The sequence below is a fragment of the Paenibacillus diazotrophicus genome, from assembly GCF_042610465.1.
In genome coordinates this window covers 2,358,171-2,375,994 of the sequence record NZ_JBGJZN010000001.1, presented here as the reverse complement: position 1 = coordinate 2,375,994, position 17,824 = coordinate 2,358,171, and the positions used below count along the sequence as shown (strand labels likewise).

The following is a 17,824-nucleotide window of genomic DNA, read 5'->3' as shown; positions in this document are numbered from 1 at the left end:
TATCCTGAGCTTTCTGTTGCCTCTATTATATAAACGATCCGCTCAATGTAAAGGATACGCTGCTTTTACAGTTATTTTGAAAGAGAATAGCGTATCTTTTCCAGGGCTCCATTCGTCTGCAGAGTATTAAATCCAAGGAGGCATGAACATGAGCATTATTCCTTATGTCATTGAACAAACAAGCAGAGGCGAGCGGTCCTACGATATTTATTCCCGGCTGCTGAAGGACCGGATTGTGTTCGTGGGTGCAGCCATCGACGATCAGCTGGCGAATAGCATCATTGCACAGTTGCTCTTCCTGGCGGCAGATGAGCCGGATAAGGATATCCAGATGTATATCAACAGCCCGGGAGGCTCGACTACCGCAGGCTTCGGCATTTATGATACGATGCAGGTAATCAAACCGCAGGTCAGTACGATATGCACTGGATTTGCGGCTTCGTTCGCTTCACTCTTGCTGCTGGCTGGAGCTACCGGCAAACGGTATGCCCTGCCAAACAGTGAGATTATGATTCATCAGCCGCATGGCGGTGCTCAGGGCCAGGCTAGCGACATTGCCATCAGTGCCCGCCGTATCCTGCAGGTCAGGGAGAAGGTTGTGCAGATCAGCGCCGGGCGAACGGGCCAGCCGGCTGAGAAGGTAGCAAAGGATATGGACCGGGATTATTTCATGTCGGCCCAGGAGGCACTGGAATACGGAATTATCGACAAAGTGATTACCAAATTGTAAGCAGAGGAGCGGATTCTGAAATGCTGGAAGCTTTGGTAGGTCAAGAAGTTACCGTTAATTTTCTGGATGGTTCTAGTGTCAGAGGCGGGGTTCTGGAAGAAGTCGACGAGCGGTTCGTGAAGTACCGTACGGAATATCAAGTGCTGTATATTCCCATTACCTCCATCCGCGCCGTAGTTGTGGAGACGAAAGAACGCGAGCGTCCGCGGGTTGGGTTCGGGCAATAAGAATTAGCTGGGTAAGGGACGACGGAATATTGTAACGGAGATATTTGGGGAGAAATATAAATCAAGCTTCGAAAGGAGCGGTACCATATTCAGTACTTTAAATCGATTGCTGAAGATGAGATATATTATTTTGAGATTGATGAAGAGCAGACAGCTTACCGGCAGATCGTTGCCAGTAAAGGAGGCACCCACAAAACTTCGGGCAGCCCCGATTTCTATTTAACGGATCAGTCTGTGGAGATGATGGAGGGGGATATTTCTATTGAACGTGCTGAATTTGAGGCCGTTTGGAACACAGCGATGGCTTCCTATCAGGAGGAATGGGCCCGGCTTAGGCAGAGATATTCAACAGGCCAGCAGGTAACTGGAGCTGTTATGTTTTTTACGATTCATGGTATTCATATTGCTCTATCTGATGGGGGATTTGCAGTCACAAGTTATGAAGCTGTTCGTTCCCGGGTGGATAGCAGCTTCCTGTATCCGCACTATCTCATTGAAGGCACAGTCCAAGGCTGGGATGATGTAAACTGTTGGCTGATTATTGAGAATTGCACCATGAGCGGGGAGAAAGACGGCAAAGAGACCATTTTGCAGTTTTAATGCCTCTGACCAACTAAGAAAGTGCCTCCGAAAAGCTGTTTACAGGCTACCGGAGGCTTCTTTGTTGATCTGTCTTGTGCAAATATCTGTATCCAAAAAAGTGTATATAGAATACACTTTTCTGCTGTTTCTGTCTTGCCTTCCCCTTGTCTAGGCTGTAAAACAGCGTACCTAGTAACGTACTGAGCCATGTAACAACAGTTCCTATTCGTTGCTGTGGATACCCCGGGCTATTGGGTCTATGCAAAATAAAGTTCAAAATATCACAGATCCATTTACACCCCACAGGATAAAATATTCACTATTGTCGATGACGGGTATGGGATTAACAGGAATACATATAATAACCCCAAGGAATGGGTGATTCTGGCGGGAAAGAGGCTGGCCGGTGCGATGACAGTTAATATAGGAAGGAAAACGGGTAAAAGAATATATTGCGCCGTTATGAACGATCTGCCTGAGCCGGGCATCCTTGCGAATGGATTGGAGCCTGAATGCGAATGGATTGGAGACTGAACAAATACGGGAAGCCGAAAGTGCATATTTATAAGAAATCCTCTACAAGGAGGTGAGCCATTTCATAGCTTTTCAAAAAAAATTATGAAGCAGGCAACTCCTGTGATACAATTATCTAGTTGTCCTGGTCCGTGGAGTCCCATTTCTTATAGAGCTTTTACACACCCTGGAAGTTGAAGAAAAAAACGCAGGAAAACAGAGCATTTCAGTGTATTTCCATGCGTTCGTGAGTATTAACGGTGTAAACGTGAGATTTTACAGTCTTGGCATCAAATTTTGTCGTTATTTATTGATTTATTGTGTTGCTTTATGTATAATCAGCCTTGTTGATTTTTCAATTGTAATTTTAGGAGGTAATCTATTTTGGGAAAAGCGTTAATTATTGGCGCTGGCGGTGTAGCGAGCGTTGTTGTTCATAAATGCTGCCAGAACCCGGATGTATTTGAAGAGATCTGCATAGCGAGCAGAACCCTCGCGAAATGTGATGCTCTGAAAGATAAATTGGCCGGAGGCCAGACGAAAATTTCTACGGCTCAGCTTGATGCAGATAACACGGACGAGGTCATCGAACTGATCAAGAGTTTCCAGCCGGATGTCGTGATTAATGTCGCTCTCCCATATCAGGACCTGACCATTATGGATGCCTGCCTGGCAACGGGAGTGCACTATGTCGATACCGCCAACTACGAACCGCAGGATACTGCGAAATTCGAATATTCCTGGCAATGGGCTTACAAAGAAAGATTCGAAAAAGCCGGAATTACTGCGCTGCTCGGCAGTGGCTTTGACCCTGGGGTAACCGGAGTATTCACGGCCTATGCGCAAAAGCACTATTTTGACGAAATCCATACGATTGATATTGTTGACGCCAACGCGGGTGATCATGGTTATCCGTTCGCGACCAACTTCAATCCTGAGATCAACATTCGTGAAATCACGGCCAATGGACGTTACTTCGAGAATGGCGAATGGATCGAGACGGCTCCATTGTCCGAGAAGAAAGTCTATGATCTCCCGGAGATCGGCCCGAAGGATATCTACCTTCTGTATCATGAAGAGCTGGAATCCCTAGCAGCCAATATCAAAGGCGTGAAGAAAATCCGCTTCTGGATGACCTTCTCGCAGAACTATCTGACCCACCTCAAGGTACTTGAAAATGTAGGCATGACCTCCATTGAGCCGATTATGTACGAAGGCAAGGAGATTATTCCTTTGCAGTTCCTGAAGGCTATCCTGCCTGACCCGGCTTCCCTGGGACCAAGAACCAAAGGCAAAACCAACATCGGCTGCATCATTCAGGGCACGAAAGACGGCCAGCCCAAAACTTATTATGTCTACAATGTCTGCGATCATGAGGAATGCTACAGAGAGGTTGGCTCCCAAGCCATTTCCTACACTACCGGCGTACCTGCGATGATCGGAGCCATGCTTATCATAAAAGGCATCTGGAAGAAACCGGGCGTATATAACGTGGAAGAATTCGATCCGGATCCATTCATGGATGCACTTAACAAACACGGGCTGCCTTGGCAAGAAGATTTCTCGCCGACGCTGCTGGATTAGGGCGTAAGGCAATGAAGGATATAGATATCGATATCAGCAAGCTGCCGTCACCCGCGTATCTGGTCGATGAACGTCTGCTGACGAAGAACCTGGAAACTTTGAATTACGTGCAGGAGCAGACCGGAGCCAAGATTCTTCTGGCGCAAAAAGGCTTCTCTATGCATGCGCTGTACCCGCTGGTCGGCAAGTATCTGCATGGCGTGACCTCCAGCTCCTTGTTCGAAGCAAGACTCGGTTATGAGGAAATGGGCAAGGAGGTGCATGTCTATGCACCTGCTTATATGGACCGTGAATTTGACGAGCTACTCACCTACACGGACCACATTGTGTTCAATTCATTTGACCAATGGGCCCGCTTCAAGGAACGGGTGCAGAACGCGCCTAAGAATATCAGCTGCGGGATCCGCGTCAATCCGGAGTATTCCGAGATTGAAGTGCCGCTGTACGATCCTTGTTACAATAACTCCCGAATGGGAGTGACCCTGCCTAATTTTCGGCCGGAGGAACTGGACGGCATCGATGGACTTCATTTCCATACAATGTGTGAACAGAACTCGGATACATTGGAGCGTACACTCAAGGTAGTTGAAGAGAAGTTCGGCCAATACCTGCATGGTATGAAATGGCTCAATTTCGGCGGCGGCCATCACATTACCCGTCCCGATTATGACTTGGATACGCTGATCAAATGCATTCTTCATATGAAGGAAACCTATGATGTGCAGATCTACCTGGAGCCTGGAGAGGCGGTTGCACTGAACACCGGATACCTGGTGGCAACAGTGCTGGATACCATGCGTAACGGCATGGATATCGCCATCCTGGACACTTCGGCCGAATGCCATATGCCGGATGTACTGGCGATGCCGTACCGTCCGGGAATTATCGGAGCTGGTGAACCCGGCGAGTATCCGTACACGTACAGACTCGGCGGTATGACCTGCCTGGCGGGCGATGTCATCGGAGATTATTCGTTCAAGGAGCCGCTGAAGTACGGCGACAAGCTGATTTTCCTCGATATGGCGCATTACTCCATGGTTAAGAATCATATGTTCAACGGTGTGAACCTGCCGGCTATTGCTTCTTACAATGATGAAGAGGGTCTCAAAGTGATCCGTGAATTCGAATACCAGGACTTCAGCAACCGTTTGTCTTAATCCATTATTTGGAGGCGTTCCACTGGCCATTAGGCCGGCTGGGACGCCTTTTTGCTGTTTGTTATTGATCCAAAAGGTTCGACACGGAACAAATTTTTATAACGATTCTGTACATAGCTCCGCGGGATGCAGAGTGTTACCCTGAAATGAGTGTATAACCGGAAAGGAGTGATCGGCATGAAACGCCGGGCTAATCGAACAACTGCTGCAGTGAAGGTGAATGAAACTTAAGATATAAAGGAGCTGCTGCAGAGCGTGCTGAAATTGAAATATTTGTTCAATAATGAAGAGTTAGCAGAAATGGTGCTGGGAAACTGGGCATATGACAGGGAATCGCTGCATTTGTTCCAGTATTACCGGATTTCCTCCAATGCGGTATATCCTTTCGAGAATGGTGGAAAGAATCAGCTACTCCGGTTCGCGCCACAGTCAGAGAAGCTCAGAAGCAATCTGCTGGCGGAGCTTGAGTTCATCTCGTACCTGCGTGAACGCGGATATGGGGTACTAGAGGCCGTACCCTCCCGGGATGGTTCGGAGCTTGTAGAGGCGCACACGCCTTGGGGGACTTATTATGCAACAGTCTTTAAGCGTGTCCCGGGGGTACGAATGGACCAAGTATCTCTGGATGATCAGGCGGTATTCCGCTACGGTCAGGCTTTGGGGGAGCTTCATCGACTATCCAGTGAGTACAACCCCGTACAGAGCAAAAGATGGACACACCTAGAGGTGCTGGAATGGATTCGCCGGGTCATGAAGTCATTCCCGGAACAAAAGGCGGCATGGGCGGAGACAGAGGTGCTTGCGGAGTATTTCAGCACAATCCCGGTGACACAGGCCAATTACGGACTGATCCATTATGATTTTGAGCTGGATAATGTCTTTTATGATCAGACTCAGGATGCGGTTAATGTCATCGATTTCGACGATGCCATGTACCATTGGTATGTGGTGGATATGGAGCAAGCCCTGGACAGCTTGCTGGAAGCTGTAGCACCAGAGGAGCAGGACCATAAGAAGGATTGCTTTGGGGAGGGTTACGCCAGCCGGTATGATCTGCCAGATGATGGACCGTCATTGGCCGCTTGCCGACGTTTTGTTAATCTGTACGGGTTTGCCCGGATCCTCAGATCTACATCGGAACAGTGGGAGCATGAGCCGGAATGGCTGATTACTCTACGGAATCGCCTGTATGGATCACTGAAAGCGAAGAGCATCCGGTTCGGGAAGAAACTCTAACTGTAGAGAATGAACAGCACGAAGCAGGTATGGAATGCTGCTATCGACCACTAACACGTAAGAGCCTCAGCCCCCACTTTCAGTGGCGGGCTGAGGCTCTTTTGCAGCAGCATAGCCGAAGAAAGCAGCCGCAGCTCGGGCTATTTCATTGTGATCTCTATGGTTTCTTCCTGTGGCAGCCAGTTCACCACTGCACCCAGCTGTTCACTGATGAACCGCAGGGGCAGATATACCGTTCCGTTCACGATAAAAGGCGGCGTGGGCAGTGTAACGCTTTTATTATTGACCGATGTCGCTCCGGTTACGGTGTTAATGGTGATGGACAGCGCCGGTTTGTCTGCGGTGTTTCGGGTAATGATCACCATTTTATCTACTTTATAGTTGGTGGCTCCCGGTTTGGTAGCGGGTAGAGCCTGAACATTCTCCTGATAATCCACCTTGGCGCCAAGCTTGTCGAAGAGGGAACGAAGCGGAACAAAGTTCTGGCTGCTGCGTGTGATCACACCATTCGTCAGGTTAACCCGCTCGCCGTTCAACGACACTGAAATGGGCTTTTGCATCGGCATGGGTTTATGGTAGTTGAACTCATATTCCCCGTTGCCGAACTGTGCATTTTTGTTGACGCCCCAGCCCCAGAGGGTGCCGTCTGTTTTTTGCATAATCACATAACGTCCGCCACCCTTGATCGATTCTATATCTGATGCCAGCAGCCCGAACTCTGCATTTGCAGACAGCAACTGCTCTTCAACCGAGGCGGTATAGACCTTGTGCTCTGAGGTTAGCGCTACGATAGAACGTTCAACCATATAGGCATCGGTCACATTTTGGATGCCTGAGAACAGGACGGGAGCCGCCTGGTTATGGTAAGTAGTGCTGTCTGAAACCCCGGTAACCGTCTGGCCCCAGAACCAGAGCTGAGCCTTACTGTCAATGCCCAGCAGAGCATGTCCGCTGTACCGGATGCTGTTAATATTGGCGAGGCCAAATAATGGGACAGGCTTAAGAATAGCCGGATCGCCCATTGTGTCTGGCTCATAGAGGGATTGTACCGGCCAGGTCCATACGGTCTTGTCTTTGCGGAGTGCATAATTGTTCTGCAACTGAATGACATCGTTGAGACCAGGAATCTGCTGAAAGGTAGCAAGATTATCATAGGAGGACCACACGGTTCCATCCTTCTTAAGGAAGAGATAACGCGTCCAGTGCCCGTCCTTATTATCCTCAAAATAACCGGCAATCTGTGCCACCTGATCAATGCCTGATTCCAGAGTAAAGGCAGTAGAGTTCATCCGGTTGTTCTCGTACGTATGTGTTGAACTAAAAATGCTTCCATCCCCGGTAACAGCTATTGTCCGATCTCCCAGAGTAATATAGTCCGAAAGATTCTTCATTTGTTCGAGAGGGGTGGACTGCATCGCTAGAGTGGATGCTGAGGTCTCCACCTTCCAGACCGTTTGATCCCGGCTCACCGCGAACAGTCCGTCGAGTGGCATATTGAACGAGCTCTGCACATTCTCTATACCCGGTACCTCAGTCGGTACCGACCTGCTGTCGCCCCAGACCCACAGGCTTCCATCCGTCTTGATCAAATAATCTGCGCCATAGGAAGCAATGCTGGATGCAGTAGAAGTGTCCTGGGCAGCTTCGGCAAATGCGGAGGATACACTTAAGGAAGCTGTCAGACTCAGCGCCAGGCTGAGCGTAATGATCCATCTTTTCATACGGTTATCCCTCATCTCATTAGAGTGAATATGGTGGTGCATGTTCAGAAAATGGAAAATATTATCTGCAGTTTAGACGCGCAGCAAGCGTGAAAAGTTTCTCCAGAAATTTAAACACTTCTGGACAGCTCTCTGTGATACAATAATTTAGTCTGTTTTTTAAGGGATCTGGGCAGGCTTCGGAGTTACAATCCATTACTTGGAGCCCACTCCGGGATTGACCGTATTTGAGGAGGATAACAGCGTTAATGGAACATGCACCTTTTATTGCAGTAGAGGGCCCGATCGGAGCCGGCAAAACCACACTAGCCACGATGCTGTCCGGTGAACTACAGCTTCCGGTAATTAAAGAAATCGTGGATGAGAATCCTTTTCTGGACAAGTTCTATCAGAATATGGACGACTGGAGCTTTCAGCTGGAGATGTTTTTTCTCTGCAATCGTTACAAGCAGCTTGAAGATACGGTGAACCAGTACTTAGATAAGGGAAAAGCGGTCATTTCGGATTATCATATTTATAAGAATCTGATCTTTGGCGAACGTACATTGAAGGGGACGAAGCGGGACAAATACCGGGAAATCTACCATGTACTGACCGATGATCTTCCGAAGCCGGATATCATTCTCTACATTCGTGCCGACCTCGATACTTTACTGAGACGCATCGCAAAGCGCGGGCGTTCATTCGAGGAGGAGATTGCACCCGCTTATTTGCAGCAGTTAATCGAGGATTATGATGTAGCCATGGCCTCGCTGGCACTTTCAGAGCCGTCTACCGTCATTGTCACCATCGATGGAAACCAGGTCGATTTTGTGGAGAACCAGGAAGACTTCGCCGCAATCGCCGGACATTTAAAGGAGCTTATGTAATGAACCCATACAACATTCCGGACAACGCCATTATTACGGTAGCCGGCACAGTAGGCGTCGGTAAATCGACGTTGACTGCGGCTCTGGCTGAGCGTCTGAACTTCCAGACTTCGCTGGAGCAGGTGGACCATAATCCATACTTGGAGAAGTTCTATCATGATTTTGAAAGATGGAGCTTCCATCTGCAAATATATTTCCTGGCCGAACGTTTCAAAGAGCAGAAGAAGATGTTCGAGCTGGGCGGCGGGTTTGTGCAGGACCGTTCGATCTATGAGGACACCGGTATTTTTGCCAAAATGCATGCGGATCAGGGTACCATGTCCAAGACCGACTATGACACCTATACCAGCCTGTATGAGGCTATGGTGATGACACCGTATTTCCCGCATCCGGACGTGCTGATCTACATCGAAGGCAGCTTGCCCTCGATCCTGTCCCGCATTCATGAACGGGGACGCGAGATGGAGATCCAGACCGATGTCTCCTACTGGGAGCACATGCACGGCCGCTATTCCCAGTGGATCAATGAATTCAGCGCCTGTCCGGTACTGCGCCTGAATATTGACGATTATGATGTGTTGGATCCGGGCTCAATGGAGGAGATTCTCCTGAAGGTTGGCGCTGCCATTGGCAGGGCGCCGGTGGGGAAGTAAAATAGCAGAACAATAAATTTCAGAAAAATGAATCGGGATGCCGGAAGCGTCTCCCCATGTTACAATATATGAACAAAAATAATGGATGGGGTGATTTTAGTTGAAGTACGATTTTAACCGTATCATTAACCGCCGCAATACCCGCTCATACAAATGGGATCAGTCCGAGAAGCTGTTCGGAGACAAGGAGATTCTTCCGCTCTGGGTAGCCGATATGGATTTTGAGAGCCCGCCTGCCGTGAAGGAAGCCATTCTGCGGCGCGTGGAGGAGGGAATATACGGCTATAGTGTGACGAGTGATTCCTACAAAGAGGCGATTGCCGGCTGGTACCGCAGACGTCATGACTGGAAGATCCAAAAGGAATGGATAACCGATTCCCCCGGTATCGTTACTTCGCTTAGCCTGTCGGTAGAACTGTTCAGCAATCCGGGAGATCAGGTGATTCTGCAATCGCCGGTCTATTATCCCTTTTATGATGTGATCCGGATGAATGACCGCAAGGTGGCTATCAACCCCCTGAAGCTTGAAGACGGCCATTATGTGATGGATTATGTCCAGCTCGAAGAGCTGATGGCTGGTGGTGCCAAGCTGATGCTGCTGTGCAGTCCCCATAATCCGGGGGGCAGAGTGTGGGAGCGGGATGAGCTGCTGCGTCTTGGAGAGCTATGCCTGCAGTATGGTGTAACCGTGATCTCGGATGAAATCCATTGTGATCTGGCGATGCCGGGCCACAAGCATATTCCATTCGCTTCTTTGTCGCAGGAGCTGTCGGATATTACACTAACCACCCTGGCAGCGACCAAGACATTTAATCTGCCAGGTTTGCAAACCTCCTACATCGTAACCTCCAATCCTGAACTTAGACGGAAATTTGAGTACAAGCTTAAGACACTCAGCCTGCACATGTCTGCTTTCTTTACGCCTGAGGCTGTAGAAGCAGCCTACAATGAAGGCGAGGAGTGGCTGGACGAGCTGGTGCAGCACGTCAGCGGTAATGCGGAGTATGCCATCGGTTATCTTGGAGAGCATCTGCCCCAAGTGAAACCAATGACGCCTGAAGCCACTTACCTGCTATGGATCGATTGCCGTGCCCTCGGGCTGGATGCAGACGGCCTGAAAAAGCTCATGTACCGTGAGGCTAAGGTCGCGTTTAACGAAGGTTCAGTATTTGGGACAGAGGGCCAAGGCCATCTGCGCATTAATCTGGCTTGTCCGTGTTCCCTTCTTGCTGAAGCCCTGGAGCGTTTCTGTCAGGCTGCTGCACCTTATGTAAAATAAGAATAGATTGTTTATAGGTCCGCTGAATCTCACTGGAACAGGTATGTTCAGGAGAGTAGGCGGACTTTTTGTAGATAAGTTCTACAAATAGAGAGACATAATAGGAGTGGAGATTATAACGATGAGTACAACCCGAATGATTATAGACTGCGATACCGGAATTGATGATGCTCTTGCCATACTGTACGCGTTGCGGACTCCGGGCGTTGTGGTTGAAGGCATTACTACAGTTTTTGGGAATATTGATGTGGCCCAGGCGGCAGACAATACGCTCAGACTTCTGGCGCTTGCGGATCCGGGGTATGAAGTTCCGGTTGCCATCGGCGCTTCCCGGGCCTTGGTCCGTGAGCTTACAGGCTTCTCCACCCATGTCCATGGCGAAAATGGCATCGGCGGAGTTCAGCTTCCTCCTTCCACCCAGCGCCCGGTGAGCGAGACAGCGGCAGAATTTATTGTACGACTGGCGAATGAGCATCCGGGCGAGATTGTGCTGGTTACGCTTGGACGCTTGACCAATCTGTCGCTGGCGCTTGATCTGGACCCTGAACTTACAGGCAAGCTGAAGAAGGTAGCTGTTATGGGCGGTACCATCTTCAAGCCAGGGAATGTCACGCCTGTTGCAGAGGCTAATATTTGGGGCGACCCCGAAGCGGCTGACCGGGTATTCACTGCAGGGCTGCCGGTGCTGATGGTTGGACTGGACGTTACGCTGAAGACTCGTATTACTACAGAACATCTGGAACTTCTCAAGCGGTTCGGGCGGCCGGAGTGCAAAGACATCATTCAATTCATGGATGAGTCACTGGCATTTTATTTTAATTTTTACCGGGAAGCTAACTATCTCATCAACAGTGCGCCGCTGCATGATCCGCTGGCTCTAATGGCTGCGCTGCAGCCGGACCTGCTGACCTGCCGGCAGATGAAAGTGCGTGTGGAGCATCAGGGGGAGCATACCGCTGGTATGGTGGTCGCTGATCTGCGGGCGCAGCCCAAAGTAGGAGAGATCATCGAGGTAGCAGTGGATGTGGACGCCGAACGGGCAGTGGGAGTCTTTCTTAGCGCATTCATGTAGGGCGGATGGTGACAATCTATTAACTTGCTATAAATACCTTCTTTGGTAAAATGATAGGGGTAAAGCTGGTTGAGAGATTTGAAATCATCCTACAGATTGGGGAATTGAGCAATGAAGCGTATAGCTACAATAGTATTGTGCATGGCGATAGCAACGACAGGGTTGGCATCCATTCCTGCAAAGGATGTTCAGGCTGCAGCAGGTGGTGTAAGCATTGTGCTCGACGGTTACCCGCTTCCGTTTCCAGTAGAACCTGCAGTAATGAACGGAACCACCATGGTGCCTTTTCGGGCGATATCCGAAGCACTGGGTGTAAAGGTGGAATGGAATCAGGCAGCCAAACAGATTACCGCTACAAAAGCCGATTCGTCAGGCACCCAAAAAGTCATTCTTACTCTGGGCAAACCAAGCGCGTCTGTTAACGGTGCAGCGGTGAAGCTGGCCATTGCCCCGCAGAATGTCCGCGGCACGACGATGATTCCGCTCAGCTTTTTTGGTCAGCAGTTCGGCGCAGGTGTAACCTGGAGTCAGACCACCAAGACAGTCTCGATCACCTCACCTAAGAAGGATATATATACGCTAGGTTTCTACGCACAGGGCGCATACAGCGAAGTTTCGCTGATTCCGGATTTTGATGCCGTTGCCTTTGGCTGGAGCCGGATTGACCGTAGTGGACTATACACGACCTCCGGCACGGAGTTCAGATGGCCGCAGGCAGCCGGTGATGTTACACCGGAATCCATCGTCCAGAATGCTGCTGCAGGGGGGACCGCTCCTTATCTGATGGTATATTCAGGAGACAAGGAGCTGGAGCTGACCCGCAATATGGAGGATCTGCAGCTTCAGCAACAGACGATAGCAGGAATTGTGGACACCGCGACGCAGAAGGGTTTTCAGGGGATTGCCCTCGACCTGGAAGGGCTTGGAATGACCGGAGATAAGGCACTGGTGCAGAGTCAATATAATACCTTTGTCAAGAACCTGTCTGCCCGGGCAAAAGCGGCGAACCTGAAACTTACAGTTATTCTTCATCCCCTCAACAGCTCATACAAAGGATATGATTACAAGACACTGGCCTCGATTGCCGACGACCTGGTCATTATGGCATATGCTTATGAAGGTGAGACCGGGCCGGAGCCGATGAACAAGGTCGATGAATCCATCCGTCTTGCCCTGCAGCAGGTCAGCAAGGACAAGCTGATTCTTGGCATTTCGGTATACAGTGAGAACGAAACCTCGGTCAATGCCAAGATCGGCCTGGCCAAACGTTATGGCCTTAAGGGCATCGCCATCTGGCGTCTGGGTCTGATCGGTCAACCGGTATTAAGCGAGATGGGGAAATCAGTAGAATTGTAGACCATGCGATATTGGATTCATACCTGTCTATTAAAATGAAGCCATGAAAGCCACTCATGCACCGCTGAGTGATTTTCATGGCTTTTTGTTGTTGAGCTTCATCACAACAAATGTCACATTAACCTGTTCGGCAAACCTGTATAATTTTTAAGGTTGACCTTTGTACACCTGCAACCCAAATGTTGTGGATAGACAACGATGATATTTTATTTTCAGGAGGACTATGGAGCATGAGCATGAAATATAAATCACTTGAGCTGGACAAACCGCTGACGTATGAGCTGGAAGGGCTGGAGGTTGGGGTAACCTCGAACTGCAATTTCCGCTGTGATTACTGCTGCGCTTATAACAGAAATGACGGACAGAGTATCAAGGGCAAGGAAGTGATCCGCATCCTGGAGGATCTGCCAAATCTCAAGAGAGTCCGTCTTTCCGGCGGCGAAGTGACCTTGAAGTTTCAGGATTGTCTGGAGATTGTCAGCTACTGTACCTCCCGGGGCATTCAGACCCAGCTGAATTCCAATGGCAGTCTTCTGACCGAGGAGCGGATTGGGCAGTTGGTTGATGCAGGACTGACTACGATCCATATCTCCTTCAACTTTACAACCGCCGAGGCCTTCTCGCGCTATTATAATATCCACACCAGCATCTATGATAAAATCCGTGAGAACATTACAATGTTCGCCAAGACGAGTGTCGATGTGGTACTGGAGACCCTGCTGTTTAACGAGACGCAGGATCATATGCAGGAAATCAGCGATCAGGTGTATGCGATGGGGGTAAGAACCCATGAAATTCAGAATAGTATTATTATGGGTCATACCGGCTGGAAGGCGATCGCTGCCCGCGAACAATTGAAGAATGCAGTAAGTGAGCTGATTGCCCGCAAAAAAGAGGATACCACTCTCTACTTCACCTGCATGGACCGATTTATGGAGGCGCTGGGCTTCCAGGAGCAGCCAGGAGTATATTTCCCGCACTGCATTGAAGGCAAGAAACAGCTTCACCTGCACGGCAATGGCGATATTCTGATCTCCGAGCTGTGTCATCCGGTAATTATCGGTAATATTTATAACGGCACCTCGTTAAAAGATATCTACAGCAACATGCCTGCACCGCTGTCTGAATTCCTTGATAAACTGCCTTGCCCGGCGCTGGATGCGTTGTTCCCGGAAGGTGTCTGAAGCGTTGTTAGCAAGCTGTGACTGCTGTGGAGTTGGAAGTTTAGGATAATAACCATATACAAGACCGTGGCGTAACCGCTGCGGTTATTTTTCTGGTTTTTTCATCCCAATAATGAAAGTTTTCATGTATAATCATCAAAAGATTCAGTACATACAAAGGGACAAGGATTGGGAGGACTTTAAGATGATTTACGGTTTTTTGCTGCTGCTGCTGGCTTGTTGTTTCCAGGGCAGCTTCGGACTGGGGATGAAGAAGTACCAGCCGTTCTCCTGGGAAGCGTTCTGGGCAGTGTTTTCCCTGGTGGGGATTCTGATTATACCGGTACTGTGGACCTGGATTGAAGTCCCTGACTTCTTCCGTTATATCCGCCAGACCTCTTCGGATGTGCTGTGTACCGCTTCCTTCTGCGGCTTCCTGTGGGGCATCAGCTCGATTATGTTCGGCAAAGCCATCGACTCCATTGGAGTATCCCTTACATATGGTGTGAACATGGGGATTTCGGCATCTCTGGGATCACTGATTCCGTTATTTATCTTCGGCAACATTCCGGCGGCAGGCCCGTTCACAGTGCTGCTGATCGGTACAGCGGTTATGCTGACGGGGGTGGCGGTCATTACCAAGGCCGGATTGTTAAAAGAAAAAATCATTACTGCCTCCGGCCAGGGAAAGGGTAGTGGCAGCAATCTGACCAAAGGCCTGATTATTGCTTCTGTAGCCGGATTGGGCTCAGCAGCAATGAATATCGGGTTTTCCTATGCGAATCAGACTGTGGATATTGCGGTTGCCCACGGTACAGCCAAAATCAGCGCCAGTCTGATATCCTGGGTAATTACACTATCTGGCGGCTTTGTCGCCAACTTTGTGTATGCCGTCCTATTGTTAATCAAGAATGGTACCTATAGGGATTATGCGGCCAAAGGCGCGGGCAAGGCATATGGCAAAGCGCTTCTGACCGCTGCTGTCTGGTATCTGGCGCTTGGACTATATGCCAAAGCTACAGCTTTGCTTGGACCACTTGGCGCTGTGGTGGGATGGCTGGCCTTTAACGGATTATCCTTAATCATCAGCAACGCCTGGGGGCTTAAGGATGGAGAATGGAAGGGATTTGCCGCTCCCAAAAAATTGCTGCTATGGGGGAATATTGTCCTGATTCTATCCTGGGTTGTTGTAGGAATTGCCAATAGTATGGCCTGAATATATGGGGATCAACAAGCATCTAAGCCGGAGAACTTCCGTGCAAGATGCTTGTTTTCTTTTAAGTGTGACAAAAGTCCTGAATTTTTATATCTTAAATCTCGACAAAATGTGATAATATTCCCTAAATATCTCCATGAAAATATTAACAATACTTGTTTTAAATCCGATAATTATTGTAACAAATGTTACGGTTTTAGATGGAGTATCCAATAGTTGAGTAGATTAAGGTGGAAGGAAGTAGAAGAAGATGAAGATTCGGATGAAACTTTCGGTTTTGATGATTGTCGTTACACTGATTTCAACGTTAATAATGGGGGTTTTTACGTACAGCAAATCTACCAAGACTATTCTGAATCTGACTGAAACCGCAATGGGTCAGGTCAACACCAACAAAGGGCAGACCATTGAAGCGATGATTGACAAAGAGAAGCGGAATATGGCACTTGTTGCGGGCCAATCTGAAATTGCTGAATTGCTGCTGAAGTCTGGGGACGGCAGTCTTGCCAGTACAGGGGATCCGCTGCAGACCGAGGTGAATACTAGACTTCAACAGATGGTGAAGGACGCAGGCAATCTGGAGCATATGTTTGTGGTCAACATGAAGGGAATTGGCATTGCCGATAGTGATACCAAGCTGGTGGGAACAGATTTCAGTGAAAGAAGCTACACTAAGAATGTGCTGAAGACCGCAGGACCAGTAATCAGTGAAACGCTAAAGTCCAAGTCTACTGGTGCATATGTTCTCGCATTTGTACATCCTGTAATGAGTGACGGCAAAATGATCGGATTCGTGGCATCAGCAGTCAATACGAAGAGTATCATTAAGTATTTGTCCGATGCCAAAGTGGCCAATGCACCGTCTTCCTATGCTTACCTTCTGGACGAGACGGGGAATATGCTGTTTCATCCAGATGAATCCAAGATTGGTACACCGGTCGAGAATGCTCAGATTAAGGCAGTAGTGGAGCAGGTAAAAGCCGGAAAGACGGTTGCGGATGGCAATGTACAATATACATACAAGGGAGCAGAGAAAAAAGCTGCCTACAGCGTTCTCCCCGATACGAGATGGATACTGGTGCTGACTGGTGATCTCGATGAAATTATGCAGCCGGTTAACAATATGACAAAATTCATTATTCTGCTGGCTCTTGGGAGCCTGCTGCTGTCCTTGGTTGTTGGGATTTCTGTGGCGACCCGGATCTCTTCGCCGATCGTTAAGTTGACGGAGCTGATTAACCGCACCGCGGAGCTGGACCTCAGATACGATAAGCAATATGAATATCTGTTGAAAAATAAAGACGAAACCGGAATAATCGCCAAATCCATGGTTCATACGAGAGCGGTGCTCCGTGAGATGGCAGGCAGCCTGGTTACCATTTCCACGAAGGTGCTGGATAATGCTGAGACGCTGGAAAAGCTGTCTGATGACGTACGCGAGAATGCCCACGATAATTCGGCGACTACAGAACAGCTGTCGGCAGGGATGGAAGAAACCGCCGCCTCTACGCAGGAGATGTCAGCTGCTATTCATGAAATTGAGAGTAATGTCCGCAGCATTTCCGGTCGGGTAAAGGAAGGTGCCGGTGTATCCGGTCAGATCACCGAGCGGGCGCTTGCGCTGCAGCATGATGCCACTGAGTCCATAGACAATGCCAAACGCATCTATGAATCGGTTCGTGTAGAGATGGAAAAAGCCATTGAGCAGTCTGGAGCGATTCATGAAATCAACGTACTTGCAGATACGATTCTCTCGATTACAAGCCAGACCAATCTGCTCGCTCTAAATGCGGCCATTGAAGCAGCACGGGCTGGAGAAGCTGGACGGGGTTTTGCTGTTGTAGCAGGCGAAATCCGCAAGCTGGCCGAGAAATCCTCCGAAACGGCGGCAGGCATTCAAGAAGTTGTGAATAATGTCTATTCATCTGTAGAGCAAATGAAGGGGAATTCGGAAGCCATACTTGAATTTATCGATCATAATGTTCTGGGTGATTATGAGCGGCTTGCAGAGGTCAGCAAACAATACAATAGCGACGCATCCGACATCGATGAGCTAATGAGTCAGTTCGGGGAAGCCGCCGACCATTTGAGCGAGACAGTGTCCAGTGTAGCAACTGCGGTCAATGAAGTCGCGGCCACAGTGAATGAAGGTGCGATCGGTGTGCAGGATATTGCTGAGAAAACTGCGGATATCGTAGAGAAAACCCTGCTTGAAAGTAAGATGGCCGATGAAAATACGCAGAGTGCGAAAGAGCTGCAGGGTTTGGTAGAGAAATTCAAAATTTAAGCGGTTTAAGGCAATCTTTAGCTTGCTTTCATCTTGATTTAAGCTTAGGGGTATATATTGAATTCATAACCCCCCTTTAATATAATTTTTGGCCCCGCCGTTCGAAGGCGGGGTCCTTTTTTTTTGTTTTTTTTAACAGAGGAACCGCCATATATCGCGGGGATTTGGTCCATACTGAT

At 48.9% G+C, this 17,824-nt stretch carries 16 protein-coding genes; 15 read left to right on the top strand and 1 reads right to left on the bottom strand.

Annotated elements, in window-relative coordinates:
* Nucleotides 1-148 precede the first annotated feature (148 nt).
* The 7 genes from clpP to ACAN54_RS10895 all read left to right on the top strand — a co-directional run bounded on the left by clpP (nucleotide 149) and on the right by ACAN54_RS10895 (nucleotide 6,029).
* On the top strand, nucleotides 149-730 hold the full coding sequence (gene clpP / locus ACAN54_RS10925; RefSeq protein ID WP_379153912.1) for an ATP-dependent Clp endopeptidase proteolytic subunit ClpP: 582 nt from the start codon (nucleotides 149-151) through the stop codon (nucleotides 728-730).
* Between the two features lie 20 nt (nucleotides 731-750).
* A complete protein-coding gene (locus tag ACAN54_RS10920) occupies nucleotides 751-957 on the top strand; it encodes a hypothetical protein (RefSeq protein ID WP_379153910.1) in 207 nt (68 codons plus the stop codon).
* Between the two features lie 234 nt (nucleotides 958-1,191).
* Nucleotides 1,192-1,557: a hypothetical protein gene (locus ACAN54_RS10915; RefSeq protein ID WP_379153908.1), complete on the top strand. Its 366-nt coding sequence runs from the start codon at nucleotides 1,192-1,194 to the stop codon at nucleotides 1,555-1,557.
* Between the two features lie 393 nt (nucleotides 1,558-1,950).
* A complete protein-coding gene (locus tag ACAN54_RS10910) occupies nucleotides 1,951-2,073 on the top strand; it encodes a hypothetical protein (RefSeq protein WP_379153906.1) in 123 nt (40 codons plus the stop codon).
* Between the two features lie 363 nt (nucleotides 2,074-2,436).
* On the top strand, nucleotides 2,437-3,636 hold the full coding sequence (locus ACAN54_RS10905) for a saccharopine dehydrogenase family protein (RefSeq protein WP_379153904.1): 1,200 nt from the start codon (nucleotides 2,437-2,439) through the stop codon (nucleotides 3,634-3,636).
* A gap of 20 nt (nucleotides 3,637-3,656) precedes the next feature.
* Nucleotides 3,657-4,793, top strand: coding sequence for a carboxynorspermidine decarboxylase (gene nspC, locus ACAN54_RS10900; RefSeq protein WP_379154221.1), 1,137 nt, complete (start codon nucleotides 3,657-3,659; stop codon nucleotides 4,791-4,793).
* Nucleotides 4,794-5,048: 255 nt separating this feature from the next.
* Nucleotides 5,049-6,029, top strand: coding sequence for a phosphotransferase enzyme family protein (locus ACAN54_RS10895; RefSeq protein WP_379153902.1), 981 nt, complete (start codon nucleotides 5,049-5,051; stop codon nucleotides 6,027-6,029).
* A 140-nt stretch (nucleotides 6,030-6,169) separates the two neighbouring features.
* Here ACAN54_RS10895 and ACAN54_RS10890 read toward each other — a convergent pair whose 3' ends face one another.
* On the bottom strand, nucleotides 6,170-7,750 hold the full coding sequence (locus ACAN54_RS10890; protein ID WP_379153900.1) for a stalk domain-containing protein: 1,581 nt from the start codon (nucleotides 7,748-7,750) through the stop codon (nucleotides 6,170-6,172).
* Nucleotides 7,751-7,998: 248 nt separating this feature from the next.
* On the opposite strand from ACAN54_RS10890, the gene ACAN54_RS10885 reads away from it, so the two are divergent.
* From ACAN54_RS10885 to ACAN54_RS10850, 8 genes are all read left to right on the top strand, one after another.
* The gene (locus tag ACAN54_RS10885) at nucleotides 7,999-8,619 is read left to right on the top strand and encodes a deoxynucleoside kinase (RefSeq protein ID WP_379153898.1); all 621 of its coding nucleotides are present in this window, start codon (nucleotides 7,999-8,001) and stop codon (nucleotides 8,617-8,619) included.
* Nucleotides 8,619-9,272: a deoxynucleoside kinase gene (locus ACAN54_RS10880; protein ID WP_379153896.1), complete on the top strand. Its 654-nt coding sequence runs from the start codon at nucleotides 8,619-8,621 to the stop codon at nucleotides 9,270-9,272. Before ACAN54_RS10885 ends, ACAN54_RS10880 begins: the two co-directional genes overlap by 1 nt.
* Nucleotides 9,273-9,372: 100 nt before the next feature.
* Nucleotides 9,373-10,551, top strand: coding sequence for a MalY/PatB family protein (locus ACAN54_RS10875; RefSeq protein ID WP_379153894.1), 1,179 nt, complete (start codon nucleotides 9,373-9,375; stop codon nucleotides 10,549-10,551).
* Nucleotides 10,552-10,672: 121 nt separating this feature from the next.
* Entirely contained in the window at nucleotides 10,673-11,623 is a 951-nt protein-coding gene (locus ACAN54_RS10870) for a nucleoside hydrolase (RefSeq protein WP_379153892.1), read from the top strand.
* 111 nt (nucleotides 11,624-11,734) lie between these two features.
* Nucleotides 11,735-12,979 carry a stalk domain-containing protein gene (locus tag ACAN54_RS10865; protein WP_379153890.1) on the top strand — a complete coding sequence of 415 codons (1,245 nt, stop codon included), beginning with the start codon at nucleotides 11,735-11,737 and terminating at the stop codon, nucleotides 12,977-12,979.
* A 230-nt stretch (nucleotides 12,980-13,209) separates the two neighbouring features.
* The gene (locus ACAN54_RS10860) at nucleotides 13,210-14,163 is read left to right on the top strand and encodes a radical SAM protein (protein ID WP_379153888.1); all 954 of its coding nucleotides are present in this window, start codon (nucleotides 13,210-13,212) and stop codon (nucleotides 14,161-14,163) included.
* 184 nt (nucleotides 14,164-14,347) lie between these two features.
* The gene (locus tag ACAN54_RS10855) at nucleotides 14,348-15,358 is read left to right on the top strand and encodes an L-rhamnose/proton symporter RhaT (protein ID WP_379153886.1); all 1,011 of its coding nucleotides are present in this window, start codon (nucleotides 14,348-14,350) and stop codon (nucleotides 15,356-15,358) included.
* Between the two features lie 250 nt (nucleotides 15,359-15,608).
* Nucleotides 15,609-17,645 (top strand): methyl-accepting chemotaxis protein, encoded by a 2,037-nt coding sequence (locus ACAN54_RS10850; RefSeq protein ID WP_379153884.1) that lies wholly within the window; start codon nucleotides 15,609-15,611, stop codon nucleotides 17,643-17,645.
* The last annotated feature ends 179 nt before the right edge of the window (nucleotides 17,646-17,824 follow it).

Coding starts and splice junctions, on each gene's coding strand:
- clpP (WP_379153912.1), top strand. CDS start 149: ATGAGCATTATTCCTTATGTCATTGAACAAACAAGCAGAGGCGAGCGG.
- ACAN54_RS10920 (WP_379153910.1), top strand. CDS start 751: ATGCTGGAAGCTTTGGTAGGTCAAGAAGTTACCGTTAATTTTCTGGAT.
- ACAN54_RS10910 (WP_379153906.1), top strand. CDS start 1,951: ATGACAGTTAATATAGGAAGGAAAACGGGTAAAAGAATATATTGCGCC.
- ACAN54_RS10890 (WP_379153900.1), bottom strand. CDS start 7,750: ATGAAAAGATGGATCATTACGCTCAGCCTGGCGCTGAGTCTGACAGCT.
- ACAN54_RS10885 (WP_379153898.1), top strand. CDS start 7,999: ATGGAACATGCACCTTTTATTGCAGTAGAGGGCCCGATCGGAGCCGGC.
- ACAN54_RS10880 (WP_379153896.1), top strand. CDS start 8,619: ATGAACCCATACAACATTCCGGACAACGCCATTATTACGGTAGCCGGC.
- ACAN54_RS10870 (WP_379153892.1), top strand. CDS start 10,673: ATGAGTACAACCCGAATGATTATAGACTGCGATACCGGAATTGATGAT.
- ACAN54_RS10865 (WP_379153890.1), top strand. CDS start 11,735: ATGAAGCGTATAGCTACAATAGTATTGTGCATGGCGATAGCAACGACA.
- ACAN54_RS10860 (WP_379153888.1), top strand. CDS start 13,210: ATGAGCATGAAATATAAATCACTTGAGCTGGACAAACCGCTGACGTAT.
- ACAN54_RS10855 (WP_379153886.1), top strand. CDS start 14,348: ATGATTTACGGTTTTTTGCTGCTGCTGCTGGCTTGTTGTTTCCAGGGC.
- ACAN54_RS10850 (WP_379153884.1), top strand. CDS start 15,609: ATGAAGATTCGGATGAAACTTTCGGTTTTGATGATTGTCGTTACACTG.